The organism is Herbiconiux daphne (assembly GCF_024979295.1).
In the GTDB taxonomy this organism is placed as follows: Bacteria; Actinomycetota; Actinomycetes; order Actinomycetales; family Microbacteriaceae; genus Herbiconiux; species Herbiconiux daphnes.
This window is the reverse complement of record NZ_JANLCJ010000820.1, coordinates 1-519: the sequence shown is the minus strand read 5'-3', so window position 1 is coordinate 519 and position 519 is coordinate 1. Positions and strand designations below refer to the sequence as shown.

The following is a 519-nucleotide window of genomic DNA, read 5'->3' as shown; positions in this document are numbered from 1 at the left end:
TTTTATTTTGAGGTCGTTATGTGGATCGACCAAGCCTTACGGCCTCAATCCTGGGTTACTCCTAATCCCTTAGCCAACAGCTCAGTCAGACGTGCGTCAATCTGATCTTTGGTAAGTTTAGTTTCTTCCATTGTCACTTCAATACTTGCTGCTTTAGGCAGAGTCAGTTCAAGAATTGTCTTAGCTGACTTGAATCGAAGGTCTGGATCACATTTAGGATCTTGGGCCATATCCATAAGAATCTCTTCCATGGAGAGCCCATCCTCTGTACGACTAGCAACCCTGTCTAGGAATGCTTGAGTCATTTTGTTGCGGCTGCCCTTTGGACGACCTGGCGAACACTTATTACCCGGAAGGAATTTACCGGTTCTGAGATTACGACCATCTTCAATTGGGTCATCTTCCAGTGCCGCTTTAAAATTTCCGGGACGACGATTACCATTCTCGTCGAAGGCTTCAGGACTAAGTAAATAGTCAGTACCTTGTTCAATCATATTATTGAACTCCTTTAATTATCCA

Annotated in this window: 1 protein-coding gene; it reads right to left on the bottom strand. The window is 43.9% G+C overall.

The annotated features are described in order from the left end of the window. Positions 1–44: 44 nt before the first annotated feature. On the bottom strand, positions 45–494 hold the full coding sequence (locus N1032_RS27870) for a hypothetical protein (RefSeq protein WP_259543986.1): 450 nt from the start codon (positions 492–494) through the stop codon (positions 45–47). Positions 495–519 lie beyond the last annotated feature (25 nt).